Below are 21,227 nucleotides of genomic sequence, written 5' to 3' on the forward strand. Positions count from 1 at the left end.
AATGGGTCGGTGACCACTCCGCGCTCCGTCGCCGTCCTGGGCTCGACCGGCTCCATCGGCACCCAGGCCCTCGACGTCATCTCCCGCAACCCGGACCGCTTCCGGGTGGTGGCCCTGTCCGCGGGGTCCAACCTCGACCTCGTGGCGGAGCAGGCGGTGCGGTTCGACGTCGAGCTGGTCTCCGTGGCGCACGGGACCCACGAGCGCGTGGCCGAGGCGGTCGCTGCGTACGCCGCCCGCGCCGGCCGCGCCGGGTACCGCCCCCAGGTGGTGGTGGGGGACGACGCTGCGGTCGCCGCAGCGGGGTACGGCGCGGACGTGGTGCTCAACGGCATCACCGGCTCGATCGGGCTCCGGCCCACGCTGGCCGCCCTCGCCGAGGGCTCGGTGCTGGCCCTGGCCAACAAGGAGTCGCTCATCGTCGGCGGCCCCCTGGTCAAGGCGGCGGCCGCCCCCGGACAGGTCGTGCCGGTCGACTCCGAGCACTCGGCGATCGCGCAGAGCCTGCGCGGCGGGCGGCCCGAGGAGGTACGCCGCCTGGTGGTGACCGCCAGCGGCGGGCCGTTCCGTGGGCGCTCGCGGGAGTCGCTGCGCGACGTGACGCCGCTGGAGGCGCTGGCCCACCCGAACTTCTCGATGGGCCGGGTCATCACCACCAACTCCGCCACCCTCGTCAACAAAGGCCTGGAGGTCATCGAGGCACACCTGCTGTTCGACATCTCGTTCGACCGGATCGACGTGGTCGTGCACCCACAGCAGATCATCCACTCGATGGTCGAGTTCGTCGACGGTTCGACCATCGCACAGGCGGGGCCTCCGCGGATGCTGGTGCCGATCGCCCTGGGCCTGTCGTGGCCGGAGCGGCTCGCCGACGTCGACGTCCCGGTCGACTGGACCCGGGCGCAGACGTGGGAGTTCGAGCCGCTGGACGACGAGGCGTTCCCCGCCGTCCGGCTCGCCCGTGAGGTCGGCACGGCCGGCGGCACCCACCCGGCCGTCTACAACGCGGCCAACGAGGTCGCGGTCGACGCGTTCCACGAGGGCCGGATCTCGTTCGTCGACATCGTCGACACGGTCGAGCGGGTGGTGCACGACCACGCCGACGAGGGCGGCTCGTCGACCGGCTCCAGCACGTCGGGGATCAATCCGGGGTCCCTGACCGTTGAGGACGTGATGCGGGCCGACTCCTGGGCCCGCGCCCGGGCGCGACAGGTGCTGGGCCTGGAGACCGGACGACTGACCGACGCCGAGGGGGCGCTTCGCTGATGACCGTGCTGCTGTTCGTCCTGGGGGTGCTCTTCGTCGCGCTCGGCGTGGGGCTGTCCATCGGCCTGCACGAGATCGGCCACCTCGTCCCCGCCAAGAAGTTCGGGGTCAAGGTCACCCAGTACATGGTCGGCTTCGGGCCGACGGTGTGGTCGCGGCGCAGGGGCGAGACCGAGTACGGCATCAAGGCCATCCCGCTCGGCGGCTACATCCGGATGATCGGCATGTTCCCGCCGCGGCCGGGCGACAAGCCGGGCACGCTGCGGGTCTCGAGCACCGGCCGGTTCTCCCAGCTCGCCGACGAGGCTCGCCAGCTCAGCCTCGAGGAGATCAAGCCCGGCGACGAGGACCGCGTCTTCTACAAGCTGTCGGTGCCGAAGAAGGTCGTCGTCATGCTGGGCGGCCCGATGATGAACCTCGTCATCGCCGTGGTGCTCCTGACAGGGATCCTCACGATGTACGGCGTCGCCACCGTCGAGGACGGCGCGCGCGTGGCGACCGTGTCCGAGTGCGTCGTCAGCGCCAAGGACGCCGCCACCAAGACCACCTGCGCCGCCTCGGACCCCAAGACACCCGCATACACCGCCGGCGTCCAGCCGGGCGACCAGATCGTCTCGGTGGCCGGCGAGAAGATCAGGCGCACCGCCGACGTCGGCCGCCTCATCCGGCCCCGGGTCGGCCAGACCGTGCAGCTCGTCGTCCTGCGCCACGGCGTCGAGAAGACCCTGACCGCCACCCCGATCAAGAACACCGTCCAACAGGTCGGTCCCGACGGCGAGCCGCTCGTCGACGCCAGCGGTCAGCCGGTCGTCATCGACGCAGGCTTCCTGGGCGTCTCGTCCGGCCCGGTCGTGGGCTACGAACGGCAGTCGATCACGGCGGTCCCCGGGTTCGTGGGGGAGCAGCTGGTCAACACCGCCGGTGTCATCCTCAAGATCCCGCAGAAGATGGTCGGCGTCGTGCAGGCCGCGTTCGGCTCGGGCCAGCGTGACCCCAACGGCCCGGTCTCCGTCGTCGGCGTCGGGCGCATGGCGGGTGACGCGACGGCCGGCAAGATCCCGTGGATCGGCGGCGAGACGGGCATGAGCCCGTTCGTCTTCCTGCTCAGCCTCATGGCCTCGCTCAACCTGGCGCTGTTCGTCTTCAACCTCGTGCCGCTGCTGCCGCTCGACGGCGGCCACGTCGCCGGGGCGCTGTGGGAGGGCGCCAAGCGTCGCCTCGCGCAGCTGCGCGGCCGGCCCGACCCGGGTCACGTCGACGTCGCCAAGGCGCTGCCCGTCGCCTACGCCGTGTCCAGCGTCCTCATCGTCATGTCGGTGCTGCTGATCTACGCCGACGTCGTCAAGCCGATCAGCCTGGGCGGCTGAGGTCGCGGGGCCGGACACACCCTCCGCCACCCGCTGGGAGATACTGCATCCATGACTGTTGGTCTCGGTATGCCGGCCCTGCCCCCGCCCGTCCTCGCGCCCCGTCGCAAGACGCGCAAGATCAAGGTCGGCAAGGTCGAGGTCGGCGGCGACGCCCCCATCTCGGTGCAATCGATGTGCACGACGCCCACGACCGACATCAACGCGACGTTGCAGCAGATCGCCGAGCTGACTGCGTCGGGGTGCGACATCGTCCGGGTGGCGTGCCCGAGCCAGGACGACGCCGACGCGCTGCCCGCCATCGCGCGCAAGAGCCAGATCCCGGTCATCGCAGACATCCACTTCCAGCCCAAGTACGTGTACGCCGCGATCGACGCCGGCTGCGCGGCCGTCCGGGTCAACCCCGGCAACATCCGCCAGTTCGACGACCAGGTCAAGCAGATCGCCCAGGCCGCCAAGGACGCGGGCGTCTCGATCCGCATCGGCGTCAACGCCGGGTCGCTCGACAAGCGGCTCCTCGAGAAGTACGGCAAGCCGACCGCCGAGGCGCTCGTCGAGTCGGCCGTCTGGGAGGCGAGCCTCTTCGAGGAACACGACTTCCACGACTTCAAGATCTCGGTGAAGCACAACGACCCCGTCGTCATGGTCAAGGCCTACGAGCTGCTCTCGGAGCGGGGCGACTGGCCCCTGCACCTCGGCGTGACCGAGGCGGGCCCGGCCTTCCAGGGCACCATCAAGTCGGCCACCGCGTTCGGGGCACTGCTGTCCAAGGGCATCGGCGACACCATCCGCGTCTCCCTCTCGGCCCCGCCGGTCGAGGAGGTCAAGGTCGGCAACCAGATCCTCCAGTCGCTCAACCTCAAGCCGCGCAAGCTCGAGATCGTCTCCTGCCCGTCGTGCGGCCGTGCACAGGTCGACGTCTACACGCTCGCCGACCAGGTGACCGCGGGCCTCGAGGGCATGACCGTCCCGCTGCGCGTGGCCGTCATGGGCTGCGTCGTCAACGGTCCGGGGGAGGCCCGCGAGGCCGACCTCGGTGTCGCCTCCGGCAACGGCAAGGGCCAGATCTTCGTCAAGGGCGAGGTCATCAAGACCGTCCCCGAGGCGCAGATCGTCGAGACCCTCATCGAGGAGGCCATGCGGATCGCCGAGGAGATGGGCGAGCCCGTCGACGAGGAGAGCGCCGGCGCCCCCAGCGTCACCGTCGGCTGAGTCCGGGAGGGGTGCCTCACGCAGCTCGGGTGAAGCGTCCCCGCAGCCCATCGGTCGTTGGCGCCGCACCAGGGGCACGCACGCCCTAGGCTGGCTCCGTGCTGCGCACCCGCAACCCGGTCCACGCCCTGACTGCGTCGGAGCGTGATGCTGCCCTCGAGCTGTGTGCGCGCAACCTGCCGGCCAACGTCTTCGTCGCCGCACGCCTGCTCGAGGGCGTGCTGACCACCCAGCCGGGGACGGTGCTCGGGCACAAGGTCGACGGCCGCCTCGAGGCGCTGTGCTGGTCGAGCGCCAACCTCGTGCCGGTCGAGGCCGACGAGACCGAGCTCGCCTTCTTCGCCGACCGGGTGCGTCGCTGGCGCCGCCACTGCGCCTCCATCCTCGGCCCGGCCGACCAGGTGGCCGAGCTGTGGCGCCACCTGGCGCCGTCGTGGGGGCCGGCGCGGGCCGTGCGGTCCAACCAGCCGCTCATGAGCGCGATGGAGCTCCCCTCCAGCCTCGGCGTCGAGCTCGACCCCCGTGTCCGGCCGGCCAGGGTCGGCGAGGTGGACCTCGTCATGCCCGCGGCGGCGCACATGTTCGAGGGCGAGATCGGCTACCCGCCCTACACCGGTTCCGGTGCTGCCTACCGCACCGCCCTGCTGGCCCTCATCGAGCGGGGGCACACGTTCGTGGCCGTCGAGGAGGGCGCCGTGGTCTTCAAGGCCGACGTCGGCTCGGTGGCCCTCGGCTGCGCCCAGATCCAGGGCGTGTGGCTCGCGCCGCACCTGCGAGGGCAAGGCCTCGCCGCGCCGCTCATGGCGTCGGTGGTCGAGCAGGTCATGGCCACGCGGGCGCGGTGGGTGACGTTGTACGTCAACGACTTCAACGCCAGCGCCCGGGCGACCTACCGGCACGTGGGTTTCGAGGACGTCGGCACGTTCTCGACCGTCCTGCTCTGATGCCCGAGGACCCCGACCGCTCGCCCGAGGACGCCGGCCCCACGCCCGGCGAGCCCGTCGGCAACGTCCTGGTGTGGTTCACGGGATCGCTGCTCGTGTTCGGGCTGTTCCTCGTCGTCGTGCCGGGGAGCCAGCCGGCCGGGCGCACCTGGCTGTGGGTCGGGGTGGTCCTCGTCGTCCTCGGTGGGGCGACCTCCGCCCTGGCCGTGCGGGCGCGGCTGCGCCACCTCCGCTCCCGCTGAGGCCCGGGCCCGTCCGCGCAGTCAGTAGAGGCCGGTGGAGTACTGCTCGCCGTAGTAGCGCTCGAGCTCCTCGACGGAGTCCTCGGGCCGCTCGAGCGCCTTGGCGATCTGCGGCCGCGAGCCCACGGCCATGGGGTCCCAGGTGGCCGGGTGCCAGAGCCTGCTGCGCATGAACGCCTTGGCGCAGTGGAAGAAGACCTCCTCGACCTCCACGACCAGGGCCAGGACCGGCCGGTGGCCCTCGACCTCCATCTCGTCGAACCACGGCGCGTCCGAGACCAGGTGCGCCCTGCCGTTGACCCGCAGGGTGTCGCCACGGCCGGGGACGACGAACAGCAGCCCGACGTGAGGGTTCTCCAGGACGTTGAGGTAGCCGTCGACGCGCTTGTTGCCCTTGCGCTCGGGCAGCGCCAGCGTCGTGTCGTCGAGGACCTTCACGAAGCCGGCGGGGTCGCCCTTGGGTGAGCTGTCGCAGCGGCCGTCGGCACCGGCCGTCGACACCACGCAGAACGGCGAGGCCGCGATCCACTGGCGGTCGAGCTCGTGCAGGGACGTCCGCACCTTGTCGCGCACCCGGGGGAGCGGCTCGCCGACCAGCGCGCGCAGCTGCTCGACGGACTCGATGCGGTGGCCCTCGTCGGTCATGGCGCCAGTGTGCCAGCGGCCCGACCACGCCCGGGCGGTGCGCACGGCGCAACTGGGGTGAGCCCGCGCCGTACGCCCCGATATCCTCTGTGGGTTCGCCCACCACCCGAGGAGTCCCCAGTGGCACTGCGCATGTCGACCCTGTTCCTGCGAACCCTTCGCGAGGACCCGGCCGATGCCGAGGTGCCGAGCCACAGGCTCCTCGTCCGCGCCGGCTACATCCGCCGCGTCAGCCCCGGCATCTACACCTGGCTGCCGCTCGGGCTCAAGGTGCTGCGCAAGGTCGAGAACATCGTCCGCGAGGAGATGGACCAGATCGGCGCGCAGGAGCTGCTGTTTCCCGCGCTGCTGCCCAAGGAGCCCTTCGAGGCCTCCGGGCGCTGGACCGAGTACGGCGACAACATCTTCCGGCTCAAGGACCGCAAGGACGCCGACTACCTGCTCGGCCCCACCCACGAGGAGATGTTCACCCTCGCGGTGAAGGACCTCTTCTCGTCCTACAAGGACCTGCCGCTGTCGATCTACCAGATCCAGACGAAGTACCGCGACGAGGCGCGTCCGCGCGCGGGCATCCTTCGCGGGCGCGAGTTCGTCATGAAGGACTCCTACTCCTTCGACATCGACGGGGCCGGGCTCGACAAGAGCTACCAGCTGCACCGCGACGCCTACATCCGCATCTTCGACCGCCTCGGCTTCCACTACGTCATCGTCCAGGCCATGGCCGGCGCCATGGGTGGGTCGAAGAGCGAGGAGTTCCTCGCCACCGCCGAGAACGGCGAGGACACCTACGTCCACTGCCCCAGCTGCGGGTATGCCGCGAACGTCGAGGCCGTGCGCGTGCCCGTCCCCGACGCGCTGCCCTGGGACGACGCCCCCGCGGCACACGCCGAGGACACCCCCGACACCCCGACCATCGAGACCCTGGTGGACCACCTCAACGCGGCGTACCCCCGCGAGGACCGCGCCTGGGCTGCCAGCGACACCTTGAAGAACGTGATCGTCGTGCTCGTGCACCCCGACGGCACGCGTGAGCCGCTGGCCATCGGCGTGCCCGGTGACCGCGAGATCGACGAGAAGCGCCTCGGCGCCCAGGTCGAGCCCGCCGAGGTGGCGGCCTTCGAGGAGAAGGACTTCGCCGCCAACCCGGCGCTGGCCAAGGGCTACATCGGCCCCGGTGCGCTGGGCTCGGAGTCGGCCTCGGGCATCCGCTACCTCCTCGACCCGCGCGTGGTCGAGGGCACCCGCTGGGTGACCGGCGCCGACGTGAGCGGCAAGCACGTCATCGACCTCGTGGCCGGCCGTGACTTCACGGCCGACGGCACGATCGAGGCCGCCGACGTCCGCCCCGGCGACCTCTGCCCGAGCTGCGGGCACGCGCTGGAGTCGGCCCGGGGCATCGAGATGGGCCACATCTTCCAGCTCGGCACCAAGTACGCCGAGGCGCTCGACCTCAAGGTGCTCGACCAGAACGGCAAGCTCCAGACGGTCATCATGGGCTCCTACGGCGTCGGGGTCTCGCGCGCCGTGGCCTGCGTCGCCGAGGGCAACCACGACGAGCTCGGGCTGCGCTGGCCCCGGGAGATCAGCCCGGTCGACGTGCACCTCGTCGCCGCCGGCAAGGACATGAACCGTGACCCCGAGGTCTTCATCAAGGCCGAGGAGCTCACCCGCGAGCTCGAGGCGGCCGGCGTCTCGGTGCTCTTCGACGACCGCCACAAGGTGAGCCCGGGGGTGAAGTTCAAGGACTCCGAGCTCATCGGCATCCCGACCATCGTCGTGGTGGGCAAGTCCCTGGAGAACGGCGTCGTCGAGGTCAAGGACCGCGCCACGGGCGAGCGCACCGAGGTGGCGGTCGGTGACGTGGTCGAGACCGTGCGCCGCCTCGTGACGGGCGCGACCGGCGCGAACGCGGCGACCGGCGCGGTTGCGCCGGCCGGCGTCGACGGCTGATGGCGGTGGAGACCCCGCCGCAGGCGGTCATCTTCGACTGGGGCGGCACCCTCACCCCGTGGCACGACGTCGACCTGCCGCGCCAGTGGCGGGTGTTCGCGCGAGAGGTGCACGGCCTGCCGGTCGAGGACCCCGCCATGCCCGCCGAGGACATCGCCGAGGCCGACTCGCTCGCGATGCGCATCCACCAGGCCGAGGAGAAGGCCTGGGCGCGTGGGCGCGAGACGCACGAGAGCGCCTCGATCGAGGCGATCCTCGCCGAGGCCGGCGTCGACCCCGAGCACGACCGGCACCACCTGGCGCTCGCGGCATACCGCCGGTTCTGGGAGCCGCACACCCACACCGACCCGCAGGTGCGCCCGCTCTGGGAGGGGCTGCACGACCGCGGGCTCAAGGTCGGGGTGCTCTCCAACACCATCTGGACCCGCGCCTACCACCGTGAGGTCTTCCAGCGCGACGGCGTCCTCGACCTGCTCGACGGCGACGTCTACTCCTCGGAGATCCACGTCGTGAAGCCGCACCGCGAGGCGTTCCTCGCGGCCTGCGCGGCAGTGGACGTGGAGCCCGAGGCCGCGGTCTACGTCGGCGACCGGCTCTTCGAGGACGTCCACGGCCCGCAGCAGGTCGGGATGCGCGCGATCTGGGTGCCCCACAGCGACATCCCGGCCAGCCAGCAGGTCGCGGTCGACGTCACGCCGGACGCCCACGCCCACGAGCTGCTCGACGTCCTGCGCGTCGTCGACCGCTGGCTGGGGCGGTAGGTGCCTGACGTCGACCTGACCACGGTCCTGCTCATGGCCCTCGCCGGGTTCGGCGCGGGCTGGGTCGACGCGGTGGTCGGCGGCGGCGGTCTCGTGCAGCTGCCGGCGCTGCTGCTGGGGTTCCCCGGCGCGAGCCCGGCGCAGCTGCTCGCCACCAACAAGGTCGCCTCGATCTTCGGCACCACCACGAGCTCGGTGACCTACTGGCGCCGGGTCCGTCCCGACCTGAGGACGGCGCTGCCGATGGCGGCGGTCGCGTACTTCGGCGCGGTCGGCGGCGCGCTGATCGGGCTGCACATCCCGAAGTCGGCCTTCAACCCGGTCATCCTCGTCATGCTCGTCGTCGTCGGCGCCTACACCGTGGCCCGGCCGTCGATGGGGCACGAGACTGCGTTGCGGTTCGACGGCCACCGGCACACAGTGGTGGCCATGCTCACCGGGTTCGTCATCGGCGTCTACGACGGCGCGCTCGGCCCGGGCACGGGGTCGTTCCTGGTCTTCGCGCTCGTCGGGCTGATGGGCTACGCGTTCCTGGAGGCGAGCGCCAAGGCCAAGATCGCCAACTTCGCCACCAACCTCGGGGCGCTGACGGTCTTCGTCCCGGGCGGCCACGTGATGTGGGGGATCGGGTTGATCATGGCCGTCGCCAACATCCTCGGCGGCTACACCGGCGCCCGCACCGCCGTGGCCCGGGGCAGCCGCTTCGTCCGGGTCGTGTTCGTCGTCGTGCTCGTGGCCTTCATCGTGCGCATCGGCGGCTCGGTGCTGGGGGTGTGGTCGTGAGCGGGCCCGGTACGCCGCTCGACGCGCGGCTGCTCGACCGGTGCACGGCCCTCGCGGACGCCGCCGCCGACGGGCGCCGGCGGGTGCTGGGCATCAGCGGCGCCCCGGGTGCCGGCAAGACGACCCTCGTGCTGGCCCTGCTGGCGGCGGTGGCCGCCGACCCCCGGCTGGCGGGACGGGTCGCGCACGTGCCGATGGACGGCTACCACCTGCCGAACGCCGAGCTCGACCGCCTCGGTCGGCGGGACCGCAAGGGCGCGCCCGACACCTTCGATGTCGCCGCGTACGCCGCCACCCTCGCGACCGCACGCAGCCTCCCGCGGGCGCGCCTGCTGGCCCCGAGCTTCGACCACGGCGTGGGGGAGCCCGAGCCCGACAGCATCGAGGTCGGCGAGGGCGCGGACCTCGTGGTCACCGAGGGCAACTACCTGCTGCTGCCGGACGGCGGCTGGCCGGACGTGCGCGCCCAGCTCGACGAGGTGTGGTTCTGCGACCTCGGTGACGAGCAGCGACGGCTGCGCCTGGTCCAGCGCCACGTCGCAGCCGGGCGCGAGCCCGACGACGCCGAGGCCTGGGTGGACCGCTCCGACGAGGCGAACGCGCGCCTGGTCGTGACGGACCGCGACGAGGCGGACCTCGTCCTCGTCGACGGCAGGATCGCGACGGCCGGGGCCTGATCCACCGGGATCTTCCGACACAGATCTGGACCATGGGGTGTCCACAGCAAACTCCTAGGAACGGGCTGCAGAGTTCTCGACGTGACCACGATCGACCTGCCCCCGACGGCGCCGCGAGCGGCTGCCCACACCGCCCCGTCCGGGCGGGCCCCCCAGCCGACGCGCCGCGTCCACACCGTCCCCCGCTGGTGGCGCGACGCGTCGGTGAGCGCCTTCTGGGTCGTCCTCATCTGGGTCACCGCGCTCTGGGTCGCGCGCGGTGGGGTGCAGGACCTGGCCTCGGTGGCCGGGGCGCTGACCAGCACCGGGCGCCTGACGGGCCTGGTGGCCTCGGCGCTGCTGCTCGTGCAGGTGTTCCTCATGGCGCGGGTGCCGTGGTTCGAGCAGGCCTGGGGCCAGGACGAGCTGGCACGCACCCACCGCCTGGTGGGGTTCACGTCCTTCAACCTGCTGTGGGCCCACATCGTGCTCATCACGCTCGGCTACGCCGCCGGCACGCCCACCGGCATCTGGGGCACGCTGGTCGACCTCGTCCTGCACTACCCGGGCATGCTGCTCGCGACCGCCGGCACCGTGGCCCTGTGCCTCGTCGTCGTGACCTCGGTCCGCAGGGCACGCCGCCGGCTGCGCTACGAGTCCTGGCACCTGATCCACCTCTACGGCTACCTCGGCGCGGGGCTGGCCCTCCCGCACCAGCTGTGGACCGGCCAGGAGTTCCTCGCCTCGACCGCCTCGACCGTCTTCTGGTGGACCCTGTACGCCGTGTGCGCGGCCGCCGTGCTCGGCTACCGCGTCGCCGTGCCGCTGTGGCGCTCGCTGCGAGCCCCGCTGCGCGTCACCGACGTCGTGGCCGAGGGCCCGGGGGTCACCTCGGTGGTCGTCGCCGGCCGCGGCGTCGAGAAGCTCGACGTCGCCGCCGGCCAGTTCCTGCAGTGGCGCTTCCTCGACGGACCCGGCTGGAGCCGGGCGCACCCGTACTCCGTGTCCGCCGCCCCCGACGGGCGCACCCTGCGCATCACGGCCGCGCACGTCGGCGACGGCACCGAGCAGCTCGCCTCCCTCACGCCCGGCACCCGAGTCCTCGTCGAGGGTCCCTACGGCCGGATGCACGCCGGGGTGCGCAGCCGCCGCAAGGTGCTGCTCATGGGCGCCGGCATCGGCATCACCCCGATGCGCGCGCTGCTCGAGGAGCTCGACCAGGACCCCGGCGACGTCGTCGTCGTCCACCGCGCCCACAGCCGCGACCAGCTCGTCTTCGCCGCCGAGATCTTCGAGCTCGCCCGACGGAAGGGCGCCCGCTACGTCACGGTGGAGGGGTCCCGTGTCCCGGGGCGCGACACGTGGCTGCCCGCCACGGCGGCCCACCTCAGCGACGCGGCCGCCCTCACCCAGCTCGTCCCCGACGTCGCCGAGCGCGACGTGTTCCTCTGCGGCGCACCGAAGTGGATGGACGCGGCCCGCCAGGCCGCCCTCGACAGCGGTGTCCCCTCCAACCACATCCACCTCGAGCGGTTCGAGTACTAGGAGCCCACCATGCGACGAATCACCCTGTGGGCGCTGTCCACCCTGACCACCCTGGTGCTGCTGTTCAGCTACCACACGTCCACCTCCAGCCGCAGCGCCGCCGCGACGGCCCCCCCCGTCCTCGCCCAGGCCGCAGCGCCCAGCGCATCCTCCACGCCGGAGGCGACCACGCCGTCCGGCAGCCCCACGACGTCGGGGTCGTCCGGGTCCTCCGGCTCAGGGTCGACCGGCTCCGGCTCAGGCTCAGGCAGCTCCTCCTCGACGCCGAGCTCCTCGTCCTCCTCCTCGTCCTCCTCGTCGGCATCGGCTGCCAAGACGTACGACGGCAACGCGGTGAGCACCCGGTTCGGCAACGTGCAGGTGCAGATCACGGTCGCTGGCGGCAAGATCACCGCGGCCCAGGTCCTGCAGGTCCCGTGGAACGACCACCGCGACCAGGAGATCAACTCCTACGCGGTGCCCGTCCTCAACAGCGAGGTCGTGCAGGCCCAGAGCGCCACCATCGACATGGTCTCGGGGGCCACGTACACCTCCGACGGTTACATCCAGTCGCTGCAGTCCGCGATCGACCAGGCCCACCTGTGAGTGCCGTGACCGCGCCGCGTCCCGCCACCGCCTCGTCCCACGAGGGGTCGTCGGCGCCCGCGACCCCGCGCCGCGCCTTCGTCGAGCAGGTCATGGGCCTGCCGGTCTCGGTCCACGTCCGCGGCGAGCTGCCGGCCGTGCAGGCAACCGAGGTCGAGGAGGCGGTCGGGCAGGTGTGGTCGTTCCTGCACAAGGTCGACGAACTCTTCAGCACCTGGCGTCCCGACAGCGAGCTCATGCGGCTGCGCAGGGGCGAGCTCGACGGCGCGGACGCCCACCCGTGGCACGAGGAGGTCGCGCAGCTGTGCGCGCAGGCGCAGCAGCGCACCGGCGGCCTGTTCACCGCGGCCTACCCCGGCTCGGGTGGCTACGACCCCACCGGCCTGGTCAAGGGCTGGGCCGTCGAGAAGGCCGCCGCCCACCTGGCCAACGTCCCCGGAATCTCCTGGTGCGTCAACGCCGGTGGCGACATCGTGGCCGGCGCGGGACGAGGCGCACGCCCGACCTCGTGGCGCGTCGGCATCGAGGACCCACGCAGTCCCGGCACCGTGGCCGCGTCGCTCGACCTCGCCATCGGCGGCCTGGCCACCTCGGGGACCGCCGCCCGTGGCCTGCACATCGGCGACCCCCGCACCGGGGGCGCGGTCGACCGTGCCGGGTCCGTCACGGTGTGGGGGCCGGGCCTGCTGTGGGCCGACGTGTGGGCGACGGCGCTGTTCGTCGACCCCGTCGCCGGGCGCGAGGCGCTCGCCGCCCACGACCCCGCCTACCGCTCGTTCGTCCTCTGAGCCGCACCCGCTCCCGCCCCCGCGGCCGACACCTCTGGCAGAGTGGGAGGCGTGCAGGTCTGGTACGCGAGCTACGGCAGCAACCTCGCTCGCGACCGTTTCCTCTGCTACCTCGAGGGTGGCCGCCCTGCGGGGGCGACGCGGACGTACCCCGGCGCTCGCAACACCAGCCCCCCGACGGCCGACCGGGCGATGACGCTGCCGGGCGAGATGTTCTTCGCCTGGGAGTCGCCGACGTGGGGCGGCGGCATCGCCTTCTACGACTCCGGCGCTACGGGCGCCACACTGGCGCGGGCCTACCTCGTGACCGAGCAGCAGTTCGCGGACGTCGCCGCGCAGGAGATGCACCGTCCGCCCGGCGAGGACCTCGACCTCAGCACCGTGCTGAGCAGCTCGCGCCACGACCTGGGACCGGGGCGGTACGAGTCGCTGCACCTCGTGGGTGAGCTGGACGGCCAGCCGGTGCTCACCTTCACCGCGCCGGATCCAGAAGTGCTGCAACGCAACTCGCCTGCGCAGCCCTACCTCGAGGTGGTCGCCCGCGGCCTGCACGAGACGCACGAGCTCGGTGCCGAGGAGATCGCCGCCTACCTCGCAGACCGTCCCGGAGCGGGACCCGGGTGGGACGTCGAGGCACTCCGGCCGGTGGTCACCGCAGCGCTGCCCTGAGGGCTGAAACGTCGGTCACGGGGGCGTCGCAGACGAACCCGCGGCACACGTAGGCCGCAGCACGGCCGCCGACAAGGGGTCGCTGCTCGAGCAGGGGGATGCCGGCGGTGTCGGGGTCGCCGTGGACGTGCACGAGACCGGGGGAGGGTGAGCGGCGCACCACCTCGAGCAGCGCGTCGGCCTCGGGCCCGGCGCCCACCACGGCCACCTGCAGCGGCCCTGCGACAGCGGCCTCGGCCACGGCGAGGGCCCACCCGCCGAAACGCGGGTCCCGGGTGGCAACCGCACCCGAGGCGGACAGGGCAGCCTCGGCGCGCTCCCGCATCGCGGTGTCGCCCGTCAGAGCCGCACACGTGAGCAGTGCGCCGGCCAGGGCGCTCTGGCCGGACGGCTCGGCGTTGTCGGCGGCACTGCGGGGGCGGGTGAACAGCTCCTCCGCGTCGTCGCTCGTGTCGTGGAAACCCCCGTCCGGTGCGGCGAACCGCGCCACCGCGGTGGCGAGCAGCTCGCGCGCCACCTCCAGCCACCGGACCTCACCCGTCGCCTGGTGAAGTGCGAGCAGCCCCTCCGCGAGGTTGCCGTAGTCGTCGGCGACACCGGCTGCCGACCCGACGGCTCCGTCGCGCGACGCCCTGCGCAGGCGTCCGTCGACCAGGTGCGTGGACACGACGAAGGCCGCGCATGCCTGGGCCGCGGCAACCAGCGTCGGCTCGTGGAGGACGGTGCCGGCCTCCGCCAGCGCGGCGACGGCCAGGCCGTTCCACGACGTCACCACCTTGTCGTCGCGCCCCGGCTGCGGCCGGCTCTGCCGCGCTGCCAGCAACGCCGACCGGGTGGCCGCCCACCAGCCGGTGTCGTCGGGGTCCTCGAGGAGCTGCAGGGTGGACAGGCCGTGCTCGAACGTGCCTGCCGGCGTCACGGACAGCAGCGTCGCGGCCCGCCCCCCGTCGTCCTCGCCCAGCACCTCCACGAGCTGTGCCGGTGACCAGGCATACGTGAGCCCCTCGACGCCGTCGGTGTCGGCGTCGAGGGCAGAGGCGAAACCGCCCTCGGCGGTGCGCAGTTCACGCAGCAGGAACTCCGCCGTCTCCACCGCCACCCGCCGGGCGAGCGCGTCGCCGGTGGTGCGCCACAGGTGGGTGTACACGCGCAGGAGCTGGGCGTTGTCGTAGAGCATCTTCTCGAAGTGGGGCACCACCCACCGGGCGTCGACCGAGTAGCGCGCGAACCCGCCGGCGAGCTGGTCGTACATCCCGCCACGGGCCATCGCCGAGCAGGTGGCCGCGGCCATCGAGAGCGCGTCCCCGGACCCGGTGCGCGCGTGGTGGCGCAGCAGGAACTCCAGCACCATCGACGGCGGGAACTTCGGTGCGCCGCCGAAACCTGCTGCGGCGTGGTCGAACTGGCCGCGCAGCCGCGTGACCGCGGTCTCGAGCACCTCGGCGTCGAGCGCGTGCCCGGTGACCGGGGCGGACAGCTCGCGGAGCCGCTCGGCGATGTGGGCGCCGCTACCCAGCACCTGCTCGCGCTGGTCGGCCCAGGCGCTCGTCACCCCCTCCAGGAGCTGCAGGAACTGCGGTCGGGGGAAGTAGGTGCCGGCGAAGAACGGGTCGCCGTCAGGCGTGAGGAAGCACGTCATCGGCCACCCGCCGTGGCCGGTCAGCGCGGTGGTGGCGGCCATGTAGACGGCGTCGATGTCGGGCCGCTCCTCGCGGTCGACCTTGACGGCGACGAAGTCGGCGTTGACCGCCCTGGCCACGTCCTCGTCCTCGAACGACTCGTGGGCCATGACGTGGCACCAGTGGCACGCGGCATACCCGACGCTCAGCAGGACCGGCACGTCGCGGCGACGCGCCTCGGCGAAGGCCTCCGGCCCCCACTCCTGCCAGTCGACGGGGTTGTCCTGGTGCTGCAGCAGGTACGGCGAGGTCGACCGTGCGAGGCGGTTGGGCATACCCCACCGTAGGCGCCGCGCCCGCCGCCCACGGAGAAGGGCTCGGTGCCGGGCCGTATGGGCCGGCGGGCGGGGACGGGAGGAGACGTACCGTGCCGGCTAGGGGGCGAGGGCGACCGTGAGCAGGATGACGGTGTCCTCGAGGGCCTCCACCCCGTGCCGGGCGGACGGTATGGCGACGAGCCGGCCGGCCGGCACGACCCACTCGGGGCCGTCCACTGCATACAGGCGCGCGGTGCCCTGCAGGACGTGGAGCGTGGCTGCCGGCGGCGACTCGTGCTCGGACAGCGTCGCGCCGCTCCGCAGCGCCATCAGCACCGCTCGTTGGCGCTCCCCGCCCAGCAGCAGGCGGGATACGTGCCCGTTGCCGCCCTCACGCGCCTGCGCCAGCAGCGACGCGCCCTCCTCCGCGAGGTCCACCGCTGTGTCGTCGGCGGGGTGTCCGCCCGTGGTCTCGGTGCCCATGGCTCTCTCCTCGTCCTCGTCCTGACCCTGCATCCTCGTCGCGACCGGTCGTCGCCACCACCCCAGGTGGACGCCAGTCCTCGGGACGCTTGTCGCCGGGAGTGGTCGGAGGAGGCGCCGGCGACGTCAGCGCTGGGGCCGTGTGAGGGCGAGGAACTCGGCCCGCGTGCGCGGGTCGTCCCGCAGCACCCCGAGCAGGCTCGACGTCACGGTCGTCGTCCCCGGTGCCTGGACACCTCGCAGCGTCATGCAGAGGTGCTCGGCCTCGACGACGACCCCCACCCCCGCAGCCCCCAGCCGGTCGCGCAGCCACGTGGACACCTGGGTGGTCAGGCGCTCCTGCACCTGCGGACGCCTCGAGAAGTGCTCCACGACCCGTGCGAGCTTGGACAGGCCGACGATGCGGTCACCGGGGAGGTAGCCGACGTGCGCGGTGCCGACGAACGGCAGCATGTGGTGCTCGCACAGCGACCGGACGGGGACCCCGCGGGCGACGATCAGCTCGTCGTAGCCGCCGTCGTTGGGGAACGTCGTCATCTCGAACGGCCGCGGGGTGAGGAGCTCCGCCAGGGCAGCGGCCATGCGGGCCGGTGTCCGCGCCAACGACTCGGACGCGAGGTCCACGCCGAGCGAGTCGAGCAGGGCCCGGGCTCCAGCGGCGGCGCGTGCCAGGTCCGGGTCGGCCACGCGGGACGGCCCGGACCAGGCCGTGCGAGCGCTCACGCAGTCGTCCCGGTGGTGGAGGTGACGGTGCGGTCTCGACCCGCGGTCTCGTCGCGGGGCGGGCGTCGTTCAACTCCGGTGCGCAGCGGCCACAGGGCTGGCCGGGCGTCGAACTTCGTCGAGAGCCGTTGCAGCGCAACGGCGGCCAGCAGGAGGCCGAAGTCGCGGAGGGCGACGTCGTACCAGCCTGGGACGAGCAGCAGGTTGACGACGATGCCACCGAGCCAGGCGGCGACGACGACCGAGCCGAGGCGCGGGTGCAGCAGCACGAGCAGGCCGGCGAGCACCTCCACCACCCCGACGGCGTACATCGCCTGGTGCGGGCTCACGGGCAGGGGGCGGGAGAGGACGGGCGCCAGGTACTGGTCCCAGCGGACCAGCAGGTTGGTGAACTTGTCGAGTCCGAAGACGACGGGCGCAACCACGAACGCGCCCCTCAGCACGGCGTAGGCCTGGTAGGACGGGTCGCGGTGCAGCCTTCGGGTCCGCGCGTGCGGAGCCAGGGTGCGGACCTGGTCGTGGTGGCGGTCGCGGGCATCGGTGGTGGCCATGAGCGGCTCCTCTGGTGTGGTGTCCTCCCGACGGCCGACGGGGCGCCCGAAGGTGTGGCGCCGGGTCCGGCGCGGTGGGAGGCTGACTCGGTGTTAGCCGCACCGCACCCCGGGTGTCTTACCAACCCGCACCCAAGCTGTGAACCGTCGGTAAGACCTCGTCCCGTCCCGGCAGCAAACAGGGCATGACCACCCGTCCACACCACACCACCGGCGCCTGCCGGGCCCCCGGCCCGCCGGTCGACGTCGTCGCCTGGCGCGCCTGCCGGTTGCGGGAGGCAGGGTTCCCGCCGGACCTCGCGGACGAGGTCGCCGCCCAGCGCACCGACCTGCACGCGCTCCTTCAGCTGGTCGACGCCGGCTGCCCTCCCCGCCTCGCCGCGCGCATCCTGTCGCCCCTCGACACCACCCCGCGGTCCCGGTGACCGCCCACAGCCCGGGCCCGATCACCACGGCTGGGCACGGCCCGGACGCCGACCCCGAGGACTGGGTCGCGGCCCTCTCGGGTGGCGGGGCGCAGCAGCTCGCCGCCACCCGACGCCTGCACGACCTGATGCTGCGGGCTGCCGGCCACCAGGTCTCGCGCATGCGCTCCGCCCTGCCCGACGACTCGCGGGCGACCGTGGACGTCATCGTCAACCAGGCCGCGGACGAGGCGATGACCGCACTGCTGGCCAAGCTCCACACGTTCGAGGGCCGCAGCCGGTTCACCACGTGGGCCTACAAGTTCGCCATCCTCCAGGCCGCCACGGACGTCCGCCGCGTGCAGTGGCAGCACCGGGAGGTCGAGCTGCACGACCTCGACCTGGCCGGGCGTCCGGCACCCGACCACGACGGGCCCGAGCGGCACGTCGAGGGAGCAGACCTCGCCGCGGCCGTCTCGACGTCGATGCGCACCGTCCTGACGCCGCACCAGCGCAGGGTCGCCATCGCGCTGCTGGTCGACGGCGTCCCCATCGACGTCCTGGCCGACCGCCTCGGGACGACCCGCGGAGCGCTGTACAAGACCGTCCACGACGTCCGCACCCGGCTGCGTGCCGACCTCACCGGCAGGGGCTACCTGCCGCCGGACCCAGCGCGCGGCCCGAGACACGTTCCCACGACCCGAGCAGGCATGCCATGAACCCCCAGCCAGCCGCCCGCCCCGGACCCCTCCAGCCGGATGCCGTCGACGCGCTCCTGCTGGACACCACGCCGTACCTGTCCTGCGAGGAGTGCTTCGAGCGCATCGACGGCCACGTCGAGGCGCTGCTGCGCAACGACCCCCCCGACCCGGCCTTGGACCGCCACCTGCAGGGCTGTGCAGCCTGCGACGAGGAAGCGAGGTCCCTCGCCGCCCTGCTCAGCGAGGACGGAGCACGGCCCACTCCTGCCGGGTGATCCGGTAGAGCACGTGCCGCCGGGTGGGGTCGCCCTCGGCGATGAGCGGGTGGTCGAAGTCGGCTGACTCGTCGCGCGTCATCCCGATCTTGCGCATGACCGACTGCGACCGGTCGTTGGCGGGGATCGTCATGGCCACCACCTCGTCGAGACCCAGCGGGCCGAACGCGTGCGCCAGCGAGGCCCGCGCACCCTCGGGCGCGTAGCCGCGACCCCAAGCCGAGCTCCCCAGCCGCCACCCGATCTCGACGCAGGGGGTGAAGTGCTCCTCGAACCGTGGCACCGCCAGCCCGACGAACCCGATGAACTCCCCGGTGTCGAGGACCTCGGCCGCCCACAGTCCCCAGCCGTTGCGGGCGATCGCGGTCTCGATGCGGTCGGCCATCGCGTCGCTCGCCGCGCGGTCGAGGTGTCCCGGGAAGTGCTCCATGACCAGCGGGTCGTCGTTCAGCGCTGCGAACGGCTCACGGTCCTCGGGGCGCCACTGGCGCAGGAGCAGCCGCTCCGTGCGCAGCTCGGTCACGGCGGTGTCGGCGGGCTCGGCGTCGTCCGGATACTCGGTGGGCTCGGTGGTCAGCTGCTCGGTCACGGGGACACCGTACGGCGCACGCCCCGCCCGCGTGGGCACCTTGCGACCGCGCGTGGCACCGTGAGTCCATGCATGACGTCGTGGTGGTCGGAGCGGGCCTGGCAGGGCTGGTGTGTGCGGTGGTCCTGGAGGAGCAGGGCCTCGACGTGCTCGTGGTGGAGGCGGCCGACGTCGTCGGCGGCCGCGTGCGCACCGAGGTCGTCGACGGGCACCTCTGCGACGTCGGGTTCCAGCTGCTCAACCCCTCGTACCCTGCGGTGCGCCGACATCTGGACGTGAAAGCCCTTGCGCTGCAACAGTTCGGGGCCGGTGTCGAGGTGCGGCGAGACGGGGTCACCGCCCTGCTCGCCGACCCGCGGCGCGAGCTCGGCGCGCTGCTCCGCACCCTGGCGAGCGGGCTGGTCACCCCCGGCGAGGTCGTCCGGCTCGCCCGCTGGGCAGCACCCAGCCTGGGCTCCGTGGCGCGGCTGGAGTCGGGCCCGGACTGCTCGCTGGCCGAGTCGCTCGACCGTGCGGGCGTCGACGGCCCGCTGAGGCGCGAGGTGCTCGAGCCGTTCCTGGCGGGGGTCCTCGCCGACGGCAGGGGCCGCACGTCGGCGGCCTTCGTGCTCCTCCTGCTGCGGTCCTTCCTGCTCGGGACGCCCGGTCTCCCAAGCGACGGGATGCGTGCCGTGCCGGCCCAGCTCGCGGCCAGGCTGCGCCGCCCCGTACGGCTCGGCACCCGGGCCACGCTCGGGTCCAGGACGACCGTGCGCACCGACGGAGGGGAGGTACCTGCGCGGGCGGTGGTCGTCGCCACCGACGTGGCGGGTGCGGCCGAGCTCGGGATCGCTGCCCCGGTGCCCACGCAGGGTCTGCGCACCTGGTGGTTCTCGACGAGCGACCCGGTGCCGACGAGCCGGTGGCTGCGGGTCGACGGCGCCCGGGGGCCGGTCGTCAACACTGCCGTCGTCTCCGACGCCGCGCCCTCCTACGCCCCTCCGGGACGGCGCCTCGTGCAGGCGACGACGCTGGCCACGGCATCGGACGACGAGCAGCTGGTGCGTCGCGAGGTCGGCCGGGTCTGGTCGACCTCGGCCGCGGGATGGGATCTGGTGGTGCGCCACGACGTCGCCCACGCCCTGCCGTTCGTCCCGCCGCCGCTGGTCGTCCGCCGGCCGGTGGCCCTGGGGGAGGGGCGGTTCGTCGCGGGCGACCACCGCGACACCTCCTCCATCCAGGGCGCCATGGTGTCCGGGCGCCGCGCGGCGCATGCGGTCTGCGCCCACCTCGGCGTGGTGGTGGAAGGCGGCCCGCGGTGAAGCCCCTCGACCCCCAGGGGCCACCGCTGCCCACCCACCAGATCATGAGCCAGTGGTGGCGCGACATCTCGTTCCTGCACTGGCCGGTCGAGCCCGCCCTGCTCGCCCCGCTGCTGCCCCGCGGCGTCCGCCCGGACGTCTTCGACGGGTCGGCCTGGGTCGGCCTGATCCCGTTCCGGATGGTCGACGCCGGCATCGGCACGGGACCACCGGTGCCGTGGCTCGGCACGTTCGCCGAGACCAACGTGCGCGTGTACTCCGTCGACGACCGGGGCCGGCACGGCGTCACCTTCCTGTCGCTCGAGGCCCAGCGGCTGCTCGTCGTGCTGGGAGCCCGGCTCGGGTTCAACGTCCCCTACGAGTGGGCGTCGATGCAGGTCCGCGACCACGCCGCTCCCGGTGGTGACGAGGGCGACGGCCGGGTGCTGACCTACACCACCCGCCGGTTCACCCGCTCGCGCGCTGCCGGTGGCCGCCCGCCCCGGTCGCGCATCACCGTGCGCGTGGGGGAGCGGCTGGGCGAGCCATCGCCGCTCGAGCTCTTCCTCACCGCGCGGTTCGGCCTGCACACGCAGGTGGCGGGACAGTCCCTGTGGGTGCCCAACACCCACGGGCCCTGGCCGCTGCGGTCCGCCGAGGTGCTGGAGCTCGACGACGAGCTGGTCGTCGCTGCAGGGCTGGGCACGTTCGCCCGGACGACCCCGCCCGCGAGCGTGCTGTTCTCGACCGGGGTGCGCACCACCTTCGGGTTCCCCCAGCGCCTCTGACCGCGCCGTACCGGCCACCACGTCCGGCGCCCGGGCAGCAGGGGTGGCCCGGACACCGAACCGGCCACGACAGCCGGCAGGTCG

General features: G+C 73.0%; 24 protein-coding genes. 18 read left to right on the top strand and 6 right to left on the bottom strand.

Annotation, left to right across the window (positions count from 1 at the left end):
* The first annotated feature begins 9 nt into the window (after nt 1-9).
* The 5 genes from dxr (at nt 10) to ASG70_RS10115 (ending at nt 5,031) form a co-directional block, all read left to right on the top strand.
* Nucleotides 10-1,266, top strand: a complete 1,257-nt coding sequence (dxr, locus tag ASG70_RS10095; RefSeq protein ID WP_056883677.1) for a 1-deoxy-D-xylulose-5-phosphate reductoisomerase — start codon at nt 10-12, stop codon at nt 1,264-1,266.
* Nucleotides 1,266-2,633 (top strand): RIP metalloprotease, encoded by a 1,368-nt coding sequence (locus ASG70_RS10100; protein WP_056883678.1) that lies wholly within the window; start codon nt 1,266-1,268, stop codon nt 2,631-2,633. Before dxr ends, ASG70_RS10100 begins: the two co-directional genes overlap by 1 nt.
* Before the next feature lie 51 nt (nt 2,634-2,684).
* A complete protein-coding gene (ispG, locus tag ASG70_RS10105; protein ID WP_056883679.1) occupies nt 2,685-3,845 on the top strand; it encodes a flavodoxin-dependent (E)-4-hydroxy-3-methylbut-2-enyl-diphosphate synthase in 1,161 nt (386 codons plus the stop codon).
* Between the two features lie 98 nt (nt 3,846-3,943).
* A complete protein-coding gene (locus tag ASG70_RS10110; RefSeq protein ID WP_056883680.1) occupies nt 3,944-4,789 on the top strand; it encodes a GNAT family N-acetyltransferase in 846 nt (281 codons plus the stop codon).
* A complete protein-coding gene (locus tag ASG70_RS10115) occupies nt 4,789-5,031 on the top strand; it encodes a hypothetical protein (RefSeq protein ID WP_056883681.1) in 243 nt (80 codons plus the stop codon). Before ASG70_RS10110 ends, ASG70_RS10115 begins: the two co-directional genes overlap by 1 nt.
* 21 nt (nt 5,032-5,052) lie before the next feature.
* On the opposite strand, the gene ASG70_RS10120 is transcribed toward ASG70_RS10115, so the two are convergent.
* On the bottom strand, nt 5,053-5,676 hold the full coding sequence (locus tag ASG70_RS10120) for a pyridoxamine 5'-phosphate oxidase family protein (RefSeq protein ID WP_056883682.1): 624 nt from the start codon (nt 5,674-5,676) through the stop codon (nt 5,053-5,055).
* 120 nt (nt 5,677-5,796) lie between these two features.
* Between ASG70_RS10120 and ASG70_RS10125 the strand changes: the two genes are divergently transcribed.
* From ASG70_RS10125 to ASG70_RS10160, 8 genes are all read left to right on the top strand, one after another.
* Nucleotides 5,797-7,626: a proline--tRNA ligase gene (locus ASG70_RS10125; RefSeq protein ID WP_056883683.1), complete on the top strand. Its 1,830-nt coding sequence runs from the start codon at nt 5,797-5,799 to the stop codon at nt 7,624-7,626.
* Nucleotides 7,626-8,387, top strand: coding sequence for an HAD family hydrolase (locus ASG70_RS10130; protein ID WP_056883684.1), 762 nt, complete (start codon nt 7,626-7,628; stop codon nt 8,385-8,387). Before ASG70_RS10125 ends, ASG70_RS10130 begins: the two co-directional genes overlap by 1 nt.
* A gap of 33 nt (nt 8,388-8,420) precedes the next feature.
* A complete protein-coding gene (locus ASG70_RS10135; RefSeq protein WP_200949265.1) occupies nt 8,421-9,170 on the top strand; it encodes a TSUP family transporter in 750 nt (249 codons plus the stop codon).
* Nucleotides 9,167-9,847 carry a nucleoside/nucleotide kinase family protein gene (locus ASG70_RS10140; protein ID WP_156399923.1) on the top strand — a complete coding sequence of 227 codons (681 nt, stop codon included), beginning with the start codon at nt 9,167-9,169 and terminating at the stop codon, nt 9,845-9,847. Before ASG70_RS10135 ends, ASG70_RS10140 begins: the two co-directional genes overlap by 4 nt.
* 81 nt (nt 9,848-9,928) lie before the next feature.
* Nucleotides 9,929-11,371: a ferric reductase-like transmembrane domain-containing protein gene (locus ASG70_RS10145; RefSeq protein ID WP_235531436.1), complete on the top strand. Its 1,443-nt coding sequence runs from the start codon at nt 9,929-9,931 to the stop codon at nt 11,369-11,371.
* Nucleotides 11,372-11,380: 9 nt separating this feature from the next.
* Nucleotides 11,381-11,956 carry an FMN-binding protein gene (locus ASG70_RS10150; protein WP_056883687.1) on the top strand — a complete coding sequence of 192 codons (576 nt, stop codon included), beginning with the start codon at nt 11,381-11,383 and terminating at the stop codon, nt 11,954-11,956.
* Nucleotides 11,953-12,744, top strand: a complete 792-nt coding sequence (locus ASG70_RS10155) for an FAD:protein FMN transferase (protein WP_235531437.1) — start codon at nt 11,953-11,955, stop codon at nt 12,742-12,744. The genes ASG70_RS10150 and ASG70_RS10155 overlap by 4 nt, the downstream gene beginning before the upstream one ends.
* 51 nt (nt 12,745-12,795) lie before the next feature.
* A complete protein-coding gene (locus tag ASG70_RS10160; protein ID WP_200949237.1) occupies nt 12,796-13,413 on the top strand; it encodes a histone deacetylase in 618 nt (205 codons plus the stop codon).
* Here ASG70_RS10160 and ASG70_RS10165 read toward each other — a convergent pair.
* The 4 genes from ASG70_RS10165 to ASG70_RS10180 all read right to left on the bottom strand — a co-directional run bounded on the left by ASG70_RS10165 (nt 13,394) and on the right by ASG70_RS10180 (nt 17,106).
* Nucleotides 13,394-15,367 carry a thioredoxin domain-containing protein gene (locus ASG70_RS10165; RefSeq protein ID WP_056883689.1) on the bottom strand — a complete coding sequence of 658 codons (1,974 nt, stop codon included), beginning with the start codon at nt 15,365-15,367 and terminating at the stop codon, nt 13,394-13,396. The two genes, ASG70_RS10160 and ASG70_RS10165, sit on opposite strands and share 20 nt — an antisense overlap.
* A gap of 99 nt (nt 15,368-15,466) precedes the next feature.
* Nucleotides 15,467-15,832, bottom strand: a complete 366-nt coding sequence (locus ASG70_RS10170; RefSeq protein ID WP_200949238.1) for a cupin domain-containing protein — start codon at nt 15,830-15,832, stop codon at nt 15,467-15,469.
* A 126-nt stretch (nt 15,833-15,958) separates the two neighbouring features.
* Nucleotides 15,959-16,555 carry a GTP cyclohydrolase I FolE gene (gene folE, locus ASG70_RS10175; RefSeq protein WP_056883690.1) on the bottom strand — a complete coding sequence of 199 codons (597 nt, stop codon included), beginning with the start codon at nt 16,553-16,555 and terminating at the stop codon, nt 15,959-15,961.
* Nucleotides 16,552-17,106: a hypothetical protein gene (locus tag ASG70_RS10180; RefSeq protein WP_235531438.1), complete on the bottom strand. Its 555-nt coding sequence runs from the start codon at nt 17,104-17,106 to the stop codon at nt 16,552-16,554. Before ASG70_RS10180 ends, folE begins: the two co-directional genes overlap by 4 nt.
* Before the next feature lie 185 nt (nt 17,107-17,291).
* Between ASG70_RS10180 and ASG70_RS10185 the strand changes: the two genes are divergently transcribed.
* From ASG70_RS10185 to ASG70_RS10195, 3 genes are read left to right on the top strand one after another with little or no spacing between them, the layout of a single operon-like run.
* On the top strand, nt 17,292-17,531 hold the full coding sequence (locus ASG70_RS10185) for a hypothetical protein (protein ID WP_056883691.1): 240 nt from the start codon (nt 17,292-17,294) through the stop codon (nt 17,529-17,531).
* Complete coding sequence (locus ASG70_RS10190) at nt 17,528-18,229, top strand: RNA polymerase sigma factor (RefSeq protein ID WP_082590447.1); 702 nt, start codon at nt 17,528-17,530, stop codon at nt 18,227-18,229. The genes ASG70_RS10185 and ASG70_RS10190 overlap by 4 nt, the downstream gene beginning before the upstream one ends.
* A complete protein-coding gene (locus ASG70_RS10195; protein ID WP_056883692.1) occupies nt 18,226-18,486 on the top strand; it encodes a hypothetical protein in 261 nt (86 codons plus the stop codon). The genes ASG70_RS10190 and ASG70_RS10195 overlap by 4 nt, the downstream gene beginning before the upstream one ends.
* Here the strand turns inward: ASG70_RS10195 and ASG70_RS10200 are convergent.
* Nucleotides 18,449-19,075, bottom strand: a complete 627-nt coding sequence (locus ASG70_RS10200; RefSeq protein WP_200949239.1) for a GNAT family N-acetyltransferase — start codon at nt 19,073-19,075, stop codon at nt 18,449-18,451. The two genes, ASG70_RS10195 and ASG70_RS10200, sit on opposite strands and share 38 nt — an antisense overlap.
* A 68-nt stretch (nt 19,076-19,143) precedes the next feature.
* Between ASG70_RS10200 and ASG70_RS10205 the strand changes: the two genes are divergently transcribed.
* Both ASG70_RS10205 and ASG70_RS10210 read left to right on the top strand, forming a co-directional pair.
* Nucleotides 19,144-20,376 carry an NAD(P)/FAD-dependent oxidoreductase gene (locus ASG70_RS10205; protein ID WP_056883693.1) on the top strand — a complete coding sequence of 411 codons (1,233 nt, stop codon included), beginning with the start codon at nt 19,144-19,146 and terminating at the stop codon, nt 20,374-20,376.
* Nucleotides 20,373-21,143, top strand: coding sequence for a YqjF family protein (locus tag ASG70_RS10210; protein WP_235531439.1), 771 nt, complete (start codon nt 20,373-20,375; stop codon nt 21,141-21,143). The genes ASG70_RS10205 and ASG70_RS10210 overlap by 4 nt, the downstream gene beginning before the upstream one ends.
* The last annotated feature ends 84 nt before the right edge of the window (nt 21,144-21,227 follow it).

This window comes from Phycicoccus sp. Soil748, from assembly GCF_001428025.1.
GTDB lineage: Bacteria > Actinomycetota > Actinomycetes > Actinomycetales > Dermatophilaceae > Pedococcus.